Below are 11,453 nucleotides of genomic sequence, written 5' to 3'. Positions count from 1 at the left end.
TCAGTTTAATGTGGCCATTACGCCATCCGGTGGTCGTACCGGTTTATCCGCTGGTGCTGTAGCGGCGGCCGGTGAAATTGTGGTCAGTATGGATCGCATGAACCAGATTTTGGACTTCTATCCCGCAGATCGCATGGTACGTGTACAAGCCGGTGTGGTGACGGAACAATTACAGAATTATGCGCTTGAACACGGCATGTATTATCCAGTGGATTTTGCCTCTTCAGGTTCATCACAAATTGGCGGTAATATCGGTACCAATGCAGGCGGTATTAAAGTTATTAAATACGGTATGACGCGTAACTGGGTGCTGGGTTTAACCGTGGTGACCGGTAAAGGCGATGTACTGCGCTTAAATAAAGGCATGGTGAAAAATGCCACTGGCTATGCGTTACAACATCTATTTATTGGTGGTGAAGGTACTTTAGGCTTGGTGACTGAAGCTGAAATTAAACTGGAACGTCAACCGCATAATCTTCAAGTGTTGGTGCTGGGCATTCCAGATTTTGATTCAATTATGCCGGTGTTACATGCCTTCCAAAGCAAAATTGATTTAACCGCTTTTGAGTTCTTTGGTGAACTGGCGATGCAAAAAGTTCTGGATCATGGGCATGTACAACGTCCATTTGAAACGCCGTGTCCATTTTATGTGTTGCTTGAATTTGAAGCGCCGTATGAGCCGATTATGGATACGGCGATGGAAATCTTTGAGCATTGCATGGAGCAGGGTTGGGTGTTGGACGGCGTGATGAGCCAAAGCTTAGACCAAGTGCAGAGCTTATGGCGTTTACGCGAAGATATCTCTGAATCTATCGCACCGTTTACCCCGTATAAAAATGATATTTCCGTTTTGATTACCCATGTGCCAGCATTTATTAAAGAAATAGATGCCATTGTAGAAGCCAATTACCCTGACTTTGAAGTGTGTTGGTTTGGTCATATTGGTGACGGTAATTTGCATTTAAATATTTTAAAACCAGCCAACTTAAGCAAAGATGAGTTCTTTGCGAAGTGTCAGGTGGTGAATAAATATGTCTTTGAAACGGTCAAAAAATATGACGGTTCAATTTCTGCTGAACATGGCGTGGGTATGACCAAAAAACCTTATTTGGGTTACAGTCGCTCTGCTGAAGAAATTGAATATATGAGAGCCTTGAAAAAAGTCTTTGATCCGAATGGTATTATGAATCCGGGTAAATTATTCGATTTATAAAGACCGCTTAAACGAGTAACTACATAAAGTTCATCGTGTAAAAAATAAAGGCATGGCATTATTATTGCGATGCCTTTTTTTATGGGGAGAATTTCTCAATGTTACGTCTATTATCTACTGCTGTCCTATGTGTAGGCTTAATGTCGGGCTGTGCCACGACGGAAAAATTGATGGATAAAGTCCATATCGGTTCATCTGATTCTGCCACGCCATTACAACAGGTGTTAAACATTCATCCAGACTTAAAAAAAGCATCCTCTAATATGGATGTGCGTCAGGTGTTTAACCGTGCAGAATCGCCTACAGCGGCACAAGTGATTGTGACACAAACCGGTTTAATGGATGATTCGGTGCATGCGATTCGCACCACATATAGCTTTAAAAATGTAAAAGAACAGTGGAAATTGCAAGATACGCAAAAAACTTACCAGTGTGCACGTGGTAAAAATAAAGGCTTTCAAACGGCATTATGTCCATAATAAAAATTTGATTTGATTTGACTTGAAATTAAGCAATCTAAACTCATAAAAAGCGTATCAGTTGATGCGCTTTTTTATTTGGAAATAGAAAAATAATGAATATTTTAATGAGCGGTAATGGCTTAAATTTGAACCTAATCCCCATCTTGCAGAGCTTAATAAGATACAACCAGTTGAATTACCAAAAATTGCAAAAGCTTGATGTCTTTCGTTTAACCGTCTCTGCTAAACTAGAGCAACTCAAATAATTCGGTAGGGTTATTTGAGCGATGCTCATCTTCCTGTCATTATTTTTGTCTATTCAGCTAGCGTGTAACACCGTTGTTCTTAGTCACTGATTACTTCAGCGCATTTCTTGAAATTTAATTTAAAAACTCAGTGCTTGTCATTGGGCGAATGCTATTCTCCCTGAAAAATATAGTACCGCTCCACAAGCCTATAACTCTATGTAGAAAACCATGCAAAAAGTTCAAACCACGACTTTAAATCGTGCCACATTGATGTTCCCATTGGCTTTAGTGCTCTTCGAATTTTCCGTTTATATCGGCAATGACTTGGTGCAACCGGCCATGCTGGCCATTACCAAAGACTTTGGCGTGAGCAGCAGTTGGGCGCCATCCTCTATGTCATTTTATTTGCTGGGCGGTGCATGTGTGGCATGGCTGCTGGGGCCTTTGTCTGACCGTTTAGGGCGCAGAAAAGTGTTATTGACGGGCGTATTATTTTTTGTGGTAACTTGCTTATTGATTTTATTAACCACAAATATTCAATCTTTTTTAGCACTGCGCTTTTTACAAGGCATTGGCTTAACCGTAATTTCAGCGGTGGGATATGCCGCTATTCAAGAAACTTTTGAAGAGCGCGATGCCATTAAAGTCATGGCACTGATGGCCAATATCTCTCTGCTTGCGCCGTTACTGGGGCCGGTGGTGGGGGCATTCTTAATTGATCATGTCTCTTGGCATTGGGGCTTTATTGGGATTGCCTTTTTAGCTTTTCTCAGTTGGTTTGGTTTAAACGCCAAAATGCCGAACACCAAACTGAGCATTCCGAAACAACCGTTACGTTATATTTTTGATGATTTTAAGCAGGTGTATAAAAATAAACGCTTTCTGGCTTTAAGTGTGGCTCTACCAATGGTGGCCATGCCACTAATGCTGTGGATTGCACTGTCACCGGTGATGTTGGTGGAAGAGTTAGGCTTTAGCAGCATGCAATATGGTTTGGCGCAATTTCCGGTCTTGGGCGGCTTAATTTTGGGTAATATTGTACTCATAAAAATTATTGATAAATTGCCTTTGGGTAAATCGGTCTTGATTGGTTTGCCGATTATGTTATTCGGCACACTGGTTTTGGTGGCCGGTATTATTTGGCCGGCTTATTTGGTCTATTGCTTGATTATTGGTATGACCTTGGTCAGCTTTGGTGAAGGCATCAGTTTCTCTATTCTGTTTCGCTTTGCACTGATGTCCTCTTCTGTATCCAAAGGAACGGTTGCTGCCGCGGTTTCGATGCTGATGATGTTTAGCTTCTTCTTTATTATTGAATTGGTGCGAATGCTGTATGAGCAATTTCAGTTGGCTGGTTACAGCTTATCTTGCTTTATTTTAATTGCGCTGTGGTTTAGTTTGCCGCGTGCTGCGCTTAAAAAAGTCATGAGTGAGCGGGTCGAGCAAGGTCAGTTTTAAGTTTTTAAAATATAGTCAAAAAAAAGGCCTTGAAAGGCCTTTTTTAACGCGGATTAAAACCACAACAACTGCTTGAGCATGCAGTTGTACGGATTTTATTCAGCTACAGGACGTTGAAATGCTTTTAATTTATGATCGAAAAAGAACGGCCCAAACGGTAAAATAGAGGCCATAAAGCCCAATAAAAACATTTTAAGCGACCATTTTTGTCTTTCACATACCGCAAACAACACCAATAAAAATACAATGAACAATACGCCGTGCCCCATACCGACGTATTTCACTAACAGCGGTTGATCCCAGATATATTTCATCGGCATTGCAATAAACACCAACAGTAAAAAGGAAAGGCCTTCTAAAAATCCGACTAAACGTAATGCTTTAATATCCATGGTCATATTAACAAAATGAATCAAGCGTCAGTGTAGACTAAATCTCTTACAGATTGTATGGAATAACAGCATTAACTTTGCATGCAAATTGATGGGGCGAAGTGTCCGTTTATCCGTGCTAGGCAAAATACTGATTAAAAGCGCGCAACCTTAAACAAGGTAAATCTTTGTTTGTTTTTAAATAGATTGATGGATGGCATTCAATTTAAATCTGAGACATAAAAAAGGCAGATTTTTAATCTGCCTGTCTTCAGGATTTATTCTATACATGCTTATTGAATCACGCCACAGGCAATACGTTCGCCGCCACCGCCTAAGGGTTTAGGCTGATCGGCATAGTTATCGCCGCCGCTATGAATCATCACCGCCAAACCGTGAATATCGGCTAAGGTTAAGCGCGGTGCAATTAAGGTCAGATTGGCTTTGCCTTGCGCATCTACGTTTAACAGTGGCAAATCACCTAAGTGGCCATTCAGCGGTGTGCCGTGATGTTGTATATGCATTGGATTGAAATGACCACCTGCGGCCAAGGCAGCCCCCATTTTGCCGTCTTTTACAGCCGGATCACAGGAACCTTTTTCATGGATGTGAAACCCATGTGGCCCAGACGGCAGTTGAGATAACTGAGTCATCATGACCAAGCCGGCGGCACTGTCTTTAAATTCGATGGTGCCAATGGCTTGACCAATCCCTTGTGCAGAGACGGCATGTACAGTAACTTTTTCTGTAATTTGCGCGCCGGATGTGCCGGTAAAAGTCGCTATATGGCTACAGGCGGCAAGGGTTAAACTGGCCACCGCGGCCAGCGTGCTGGATTTTAAGAATGACAATGACATAGCGTTACATCCTTGTATTTTATAATCAACTTGACTTATTCAAGCAAGCTCTTAGATATAGCGCAATAGCAGTTGAGTGTCTAAATGTAGCATTGAGCTGATTATCGGTGATTTTCGTTACTCAGGGGGCAGCTTGGGCTCGTCTAAATCATAAGCCATACTCGCATCTGGCATCATCAATACAGCAATTTCATTGGTTTCATGCAGCCATTCACGCCAAATGGCCAGTAACACGGCCAAAATTACAGGGCCGATAAACAGACCGACCAAGCCAAAACTGGCAATCCCACCCAACACCCCGAACATAATCAGCAAGAATGGGATTTGTGTGGCACCAGAGATCACCAAAGGGCGAATCACGTTATCGGAGGTACTGACGATGGCAACGCCCCAGACCATTACCCCAATGGCTTCAACCGTTTGACCTTGTGAGAATAGCCACAAAGACACTGCACCATACGCCAGCGGTGTGCCAAAGGGAATCAGTGCGAGTAAGAAGGTGACAATGGTCAGGACCATCGGGTTAGGAACACCCGCCACAAAATAACTTAAACCGGCCAATACCGCTTGTGCCACCGCAGTCAGACCAACGCCATAAACCACGGCACGTGTGGTTTCCGAAATAGTGTCTAAATAATGATGAATTCGTGGCCCAATCACCATCTCTAAGGCTTTGCTGACCTGATTTAAAATGGTTTGACCATCGCGGTAGAAAAAGAACAACGACATAATGGCAAAACACAGCTTAACGATATTCTTACCAATTTCATTGAGCACGAAGCGACCGTAGTTAAGATGGCCTTGAATCCACGTGGAAACGGTTTGAATAATACTGTTGGGATCGGTGTTGATGTCATGCAAGGTGCGGCTGACTTCTTTGCCAATAAACGGCAAGTCACGAATAAATTGCGGCACATTTAGATGGCCAGAGAAGACTTGTTTTTGTAATTCGTAATAAACATTGCGACCTTCATGTTGCAGCATAAAGATTCCGAAGGTCAGAGGAATACCAATCAATAGAATAATCAGACTGATCATGATCGTGGCGCTTAAGGTTGCACGTGAACCGCACAAACGATAAATATATTGATAGCAAGGCCAAGTCATATAGGCAATGATGGCTGCCCATAATACCGGCACAATAAAGTATTTGAGAATATTAAAACTCAAAAAAATCAGGATAAAGAACAATCCAAATAATAATACTTTCTGTAAGGTTGGCGCGTATTGTTGCACTGCATTCACTGATCGGTATCGAAGGTCGATCTCATCTTAACTGAAAAAGTAAGCTGGCGAAAATGAAAGCTCAGTAACTTGGCATGAATAATATTTAAACCACTCTGCTTTTAGTGCTACAGGGCGGCTGAATGTGTGCTTAGAACCATTTACTCGGATCTTCAATAATGGCATTTAACAGCGGCTGCCATTGCTGTTGCATGCTGATATAGTTTTTTTGATTTTGATCAAATATGCTCAAACCGTGCATGGCCAATTGACTATAGGCGCTGCGTTCGGTAATCCAAGCCACAGGCTGTTGTTCAATTTGATTAAAAAAATCCTGTAGATCTTTGGCATTGGCGCTGTTGGCACGAACCCGATTGGCCAGCAGTAAAACCTGTATTTTACCTTTACGAATCCGCTTAAGATTTTGAATTTTTTTTAAAAAACGCCGTGTGCTGTCAATATCAAAAAAGGACGGTTGCAGCGGCACAATAATGGTATCCGCTTCTGCCATCAGGTGTTGTAACGAGGCATCTAAAGCAATGCCGGGCGTATCAATAATTAAATATTGTAGATCCGCGGGTGGCAGGCGGTTTTTTGTGCTGCGCCAATCTAAACTTTGAATCTTGACCTGCTGCTCAGGGCGTAATTTGAGCCAGTGCAAAGTGGATTTTTGCTGATCGCTATCGGCCAAGGCCACCGGATAGCCTTTTTGTGCTAAAGCTGCAGCTAAGTTAATGGCGGTCATGGTTTTTCCGCAGCCACCTTTTTGATTTGCAATTAAAATTGTTTTCATGAGCCTGACGATTTTATTCTGCTTGCTGCTAGCATATCATTGTTTGCTGGCGCAAATAGGGCTGTAAGCTAAAGCCTTCATAGGGCGCTGCTACTATTTTAACTCTGAGGAAAACCATGTCCATTTGGATGGCGATGTTAATTGGCGGTTGTATTGGTGTGGTACTGACCACCCTCATTTTAACCCAAACCCGTAATGGACGAATTAAAGCTGAGTATGAGCAGTACATTACTGAATTAGCCCGAGAGCATGAGCTGGCCTTAATTGCAGCAAAAAAACGCAGTGTCAATACCAGTCGTGCGGTGCTAAAAGGCAAAATGGCTGAACAAATGGCGCCGATTATGCCGCAGTTTCAATACTTGCCCAGCGATGCCAAGTTTTTAGGTGATCCCATTGATTATGTGGTTTTCAATGGCTATAGCCATTTTCGCGATGGTGAAGGACGTGCTGAGGATATTGAAGTGGTGTTGATGGATATTAAAAGTGGTGGCGCACGATTAACCAAAGGTCAGCAGGCAATTGCTCAAGCGGTGGCCGAAGGTCGAGTGCGTTTTGAAACCTTGCGCATTCAATTCGATGATTAAGCGCAGTTTGCCTAGATTTAAACTTAATGACCCTTCAATAGATTTTAAATGCTCTGCATTGGATTAACATTTATATGCATATCGTGCAGTTTTTTTAATTGACAGTGCATGATTTAAACCCTCACTTTGCTATTTTAACCGCGCGAGCAAACAACATACGCCGTGCAATTTTGACCACGCCAGCGGCATCGAAATAATGCAGTTCGTTGAAGCTAAAATGCGCCTGTTTTAAGGCTTGCTCAATATTACGATTAAGATGACAGCCATCTGCCAGACGTTTTTGCAGCGGTGTGAGTAAATTTTGTAGATATTTAAGCTGCGGTTGATCGTGATATTGCACATGCTCGAGCACATGCAAAGTGCCGGCGGGTTTTAAAACACGGTGTAATTCATTTAATGCCTGTGGTAAATTTTCAATGCTGCACAGTGTCCACGTACTGACAATATGGTCAATACTGTTATCAGCAAAGGGCAGCTTTTCTGCACGAGCTTGAATGTGCTGTACAGCAATGGCGCTTTCATGCACACGGTTTGCGGCCAAGGCATATACCGCAGCATTCGGTTCAAGCGCATACACAGTATCGACCTGTTGATAAAAGGGCAAATTGATGCCTGTGCCAAAGCCTATTTCCAAGACTTGTCCACGAATCGGTGCGAGTAACTTTTCACGTTGCTGGATTAGACTAGGGGTTTGCATCACGTGATTGAGCACATGCGGGAAAATATGTTGCTGATACAATCGATAAAGCATAAGGCGATTCATTTTTTTTTAAGGGCGGTATGGCTTTAGATTAAAGGATATTTCGCTGAATTCATAAGACAAAAAAGTGACCAAATAGCGTGCTATTGTTACCAACTGTCTATGGTGATTTTATTGGCAGCCTTTAAGATAAAACATGAAAGAAGACATTATTTTGAGGTGGGCAGATGATTAGACAATTACTCTTGAGTGCTTTATTGGCCAGCAGCATATTACAAGTTCGCGCCAGCACATCTGTCGATCATAATATTTCCAAAGGTTTGCCGCCGGTGGTGAAAGACCAATCCATTAAGACCCTTCAAGCCTTTAAAGGTGATTTTCGTATTTTGGGTTCAAAAGTGTATCGCAATGACGAGCAAGCCAAATTCTCGCCGATTGATTACGCCGTCAGTTGGGGATTGTTTGCTGAACCTGAAATTGCACGTCATATTTCGGTGAATCAATATGATCGCTATTTAAATTGGAAAATTGATCGCTTACCGGTACCCAAAGAACAGGCCATGCAGATGGTATCGAATATGCACATTATTCCTGCCAATCCGGATATTGCCAAACAAATTAAACATGTAAAACGCGGTGATTTGGTGCGCTTAAAAGGTGAGTTGGTAGAAATTAAAGACAAAGATTTGGTCTGGACGTCTTCGCTTACCCCAACAGATACCGGAGACGGGGCATGTGAATTGTTTCGGGTTAGCTCGATTGAATGGATTGAAAAAGTAAAAAGTTAAGCTTTAACAAAGCCTGTTCAATAGCCCTTTGAATTAGCGGTCTGATGTTTACTGCGCAGAGCAGATTATTAACATGGGCTTCACGTGAAACATCACTGAATTGTTGAAGCTATTTGCTGGCTCAATCTGCAGATTGTTTGCTTTGAACGCAATGTGCTTTTTCACCTGCTTTAGTGAACAGCCTCAAGCAGGTGAATCTGGGTTAAATTTCTCAGTAATAGACCAAAATAAATAAACACATGGCAAATTTATTTAGCGGTTAAGGCTGAGCCATTAAATTGAATTCCTGACCAACCGTGCTGCATAAATTGACGAATATTTTGATGATCGACGCCATCCGGTGTGGCCAATACCGCGGCATAATGTTCAGCAAATAAGCTTAAAGTTTGCGCTTGATCGAAGTGATTTAATTGCGCAAAAGCGAACACTTTAGCACTGCCTTGGTTTTCACTTGCGGCATTGTGCTGTTGGCCATTGCTAAATGCAGTCGGCGTATGTTGATAAAGCGCTTCGATATGAGCCAACACATCTGAAAAATGTATCTTGCCAGCTTGTAGTTGGGTGAATAAATCTTGTGTCATATCTGTGATTGTCCAAAAAATGTAAAATTGAATGCTTCGACTATAGCAATTTTTACCTACTTGATTGGGTATTATTTCTTTGTAAAAATTGTCTATTTATGCAAAAGTAAGCACTTGAATGTGATCAAGATGTGGAACAGCTATGAACAACAGCCCATCTAACGGCTTAGCGCAATGAGCTGGATTTTAGTGGCTTTAGGCGGTGCAATCGGTGCCAGTTTGCGTTATGGCGCGGGTGTTTTTTTACTGAAACCGATAGCGGATTTTCCATGGCCGACGTGGTGGATTAATCTGTTTGGCTGTTTATTGGCCGGCATTTTTTTTGCCTGTAGTCAAAAATTTCCATTCTTACAAAATGAAGCACGACTCTTGTTGATGGTCGGTATTTTGGGCGGCTTTACCACATTTTCCAGTTTTGGTTTAGAAACCTTTCATTTGTTAAAACAAGGTCAAGTGATGCTGGCTGTGGCGTATGTCCTGTCTAGTGTGATACTGGGCGTGTTGCTATTGGCTGTGGGCTTTTATAGCGTTCAAGCTTTATTGCGCCAATGGTTTTATTAATCTCAATTTAAAAAGCCCAAGCAATATTTAATTCTTGGGCTTAAGACCGAGTCAGCCGATCTACATACAGCGTTAGACTTTTACCACTGTAAGTGATCTATTTTGTGCTTATGCCGCAGCGAACTAAAATAGTGACTTATTGACGCGGTGGCACCAACTCATCAAATAGATCATGAATGTTGTCATGCATTTTTAAATGGATCATATTCCAATAATGTCCCGATACGGTACGGTTCACCATTAAGGTTTCAGGTGACGGTTTAAACACGTCCCAATATTTTAAAGACGGTTTGACCAACTCCATGCCATCGTGATGGGCCGAGTTTTCGGCAAAATCATAGTCTGTGGTCAGTGGGCGCAGCAGCACTTCTAACCATTGACGATAGAGTTTTTCAGGAAATTTACCCGATTCGGACAGCGCATGCAGTTCCGTTAATTGTTGCTCTAATTCTGCAATGTTGCCTTCACGCGCGGCATGAATGAGCTGTTTAAAATGCTGTAAAGTCATGCTAGACAGCGCTTTCACACCGCCGTAATCATAAATAATGACACAGCCATCTTCACGAAAAGCAAAGTTTCCGGGATGGGGATCGCAGTGGAAGCGTTTTAAATAAAAAATTTCTTGTCCAATGGCACGAAATAAACGTCGTCCCAGTTCATTGCGCGTTTGCAGCGACCACGTACTGGCAGTTTCAATGCTTTCACCCATTTCTAAGCTTAAGGTCAAAATATGCCGTGAAGAATAATCGGGATAGACCAAAGGAATAATAATTTTACTGTCTAGGCTGTGATGAAAGGTGCGCGCCACTTCTAAATTTTGCGCTTCAATTTCATAATTTAATTCGTTGTCTAGGCTTTCTTGAATTTCTTTAAACAATTGATCTTGTAGTTTACGATCAATTTTGAGCACACCCATTAAACGTAAGGCCAAACGCACTTGTTTGAGATCGCTTTCACAGGCTTCATCAATGCCCGGATACTGTACTTTGACCACCACCTGTTGGCCATTAGGCAAGATGGCTTTATGCACTTGACCAATCGAGGCGGCAGCAAAAGGCTGCTCATCAAAGCTTTTAAAAATTTGATGCAGCGGTTTACCCAATTCTTTTTCCACTTGCGCTTTAATTTCAGCAAATGGCATAGCAGGGGCTTGACGCTGTAATTTACTGATGGCACGAGAGACTTCAGGCGGAAAAACATCTTTATATTGTGAGGCAATTTGTCCCACTTTCATGACTGCACCTTTCATTTCCCCTAAGGTGTCGGCAATTTGCAGCCCAATGTCTTGAAAGAGTTTGCTGCGCGACGCATTTTTTTGTTCTTCATCTGCATTAAAGTTTTTAATTGAATTGGATACTGTTTTCGTTGCAATACTTGCCGTCATACTGGCAAGTTTCATAAAGCGGCGACCCGGTGTGCTAGCCGTTTTTGCCATGCGTTATTCCTCAAGATCATCACAGATGGGTTTTTATGATCATAGGCGTTAAAGCCCTTATTGCCTACTTTAAATTGTTAAGAAGCATGTGTGCTATGTTGGCCATCAGCTGAGGTGGTCTCGTTTTAATCCTTTCACGTGACAGGGTTGCGAGTATTCAAGCGAGAACAGCATCCTAG

At 42.2% G+C, this 11,453-nt stretch carries 13 protein-coding genes; 6 read left to right on the top strand and 7 right to left on the bottom strand.

What is annotated here, in order from left to right; genetic code table 11:
* The 3 genes from SE27_RS00570 to craA form a co-directional block, all read left to right on the top strand.
* Positions 1-1,213, top strand: a 1,213-nt coding sequence (locus SE27_RS00570; protein WP_455549948.1) for an FAD-binding oxidoreductase, incomplete at its 5' end; no start/stop codon positions are given.
* Between the two features lie 98 nt (positions 1,214-1,311).
* Complete coding sequence (locus SE27_RS00565; RefSeq protein ID WP_039619926.1) at positions 1,312-1,692, top strand: hypothetical protein; 381 nt, start codon at positions 1,312-1,314, stop codon at positions 1,690-1,692.
* 458 nt (positions 1,693-2,150) lie between these two features.
* Positions 2,151-3,380: a chloramphenicol efflux MFS transporter CraA gene (gene craA / locus SE27_RS00560; RefSeq protein WP_039619924.1), complete on the top strand. Its 1,230-nt coding sequence runs from the start codon at positions 2,151-2,153 to the stop codon at positions 3,378-3,380.
* Positions 3,381-3,475: 95 nt separating this feature from the next.
* Here craA and SE27_RS00555 read toward each other — a convergent pair whose 3' ends face one another.
* The 4 genes from SE27_RS00555 to SE27_RS00540 all read right to left on the bottom strand — a co-directional run bounded on the left by SE27_RS00555 (position 3,476) and on the right by SE27_RS00540 (position 6,625).
* Complete coding sequence (locus tag SE27_RS00555; protein WP_039623705.1) at positions 3,476-3,772, bottom strand: DUF3817 domain-containing protein; 297 nt, start codon at positions 3,770-3,772, stop codon at positions 3,476-3,478.
* Between the two features lie 272 nt (positions 3,773-4,044).
* Entirely contained in the window at positions 4,045-4,608 is a 564-nt protein-coding gene (sodC, locus tag SE27_RS00550) for a superoxide dismutase family protein (protein WP_039619923.1), read from the bottom strand.
* A 117-nt stretch (positions 4,609-4,725) separates the two neighbouring features.
* Positions 4,726-5,844, bottom strand: coding sequence for an AI-2E family transporter (locus SE27_RS00545; protein WP_162481313.1), 1,119 nt, complete (start codon positions 5,842-5,844; stop codon positions 4,726-4,728).
* A 139-nt stretch (positions 5,845-5,983) separates the two neighbouring features.
* Complete coding sequence (locus SE27_RS00540) at positions 5,984-6,625, bottom strand: ParA family protein (protein WP_039619920.1); 642 nt, start codon at positions 6,623-6,625, stop codon at positions 5,984-5,986.
* 116 nt (positions 6,626-6,741) lie between these two features.
* Between SE27_RS00540 and SE27_RS00535 the strand changes: the two genes are divergently transcribed.
* On the top strand, positions 6,742-7,209 hold the full coding sequence (locus SE27_RS00535) for a Holliday junction resolvase-like protein (RefSeq protein WP_039619919.1): 468 nt from the start codon (positions 6,742-6,744) through the stop codon (positions 7,207-7,209).
* A 121-nt stretch (positions 7,210-7,330) separates the two neighbouring features.
* On the opposite strand, the gene SE27_RS00530 is transcribed toward SE27_RS00535, so the two are convergent.
* A complete protein-coding gene (locus tag SE27_RS00530; protein ID WP_039619917.1) occupies positions 7,331-7,960 on the bottom strand; it encodes a class I SAM-dependent methyltransferase in 630 nt (209 codons plus the stop codon).
* A gap of 176 nt (positions 7,961-8,136) precedes the next feature.
* Between SE27_RS00530 and SE27_RS00525 the strand changes: the two genes are divergently transcribed.
* On the top strand, positions 8,137-8,697 hold the full coding sequence (locus tag SE27_RS00525) for a hypothetical protein (protein WP_039619915.1): 561 nt from the start codon (positions 8,137-8,139) through the stop codon (positions 8,695-8,697).
* 248 nt (positions 8,698-8,945) lie between these two features.
* Here the strand turns inward: SE27_RS00525 and SE27_RS00520 are convergent, their stop codons facing one another.
* Positions 8,946-9,278 carry a HopJ type III effector protein gene (locus SE27_RS00520; protein WP_039619914.1) on the bottom strand — a complete coding sequence of 111 codons (333 nt, stop codon included), beginning with the start codon at positions 9,276-9,278 and terminating at the stop codon, positions 8,946-8,948.
* Between the two features lie 174 nt (positions 9,279-9,452).
* Here SE27_RS00520 and crcB point away from each other — a divergent pair, with 174 nt between their 5' ends.
* Positions 9,453-9,839 carry a fluoride efflux transporter CrcB gene (gene crcB / locus SE27_RS00515; RefSeq protein WP_039619913.1) on the top strand — a complete coding sequence of 129 codons (387 nt, stop codon included), beginning with the start codon at positions 9,453-9,455 and terminating at the stop codon, positions 9,837-9,839.
* Between the two features lie 136 nt (positions 9,840-9,975).
* Here crcB and SE27_RS00510 read toward each other — a convergent pair whose 3' ends face one another.
* Positions 9,976-11,274, bottom strand: a complete 1,299-nt coding sequence (locus SE27_RS00510) for an ABC1 kinase family protein (protein WP_039619911.1) — start codon at positions 11,272-11,274, stop codon at positions 9,976-9,978.
* Positions 11,275-11,453 lie beyond the last annotated feature (179 nt).

The sequence above is a fragment of the Acinetobacter harbinensis genome (assembly GCF_000816495.1).
Taxonomy (GTDB): domain Bacteria; phylum Pseudomonadota; class Gammaproteobacteria; order Pseudomonadales; family Moraxellaceae; genus Acinetobacter; species Acinetobacter harbinensis.
This window is presented reverse-complemented; position numbering and strand designations above follow the sequence as displayed.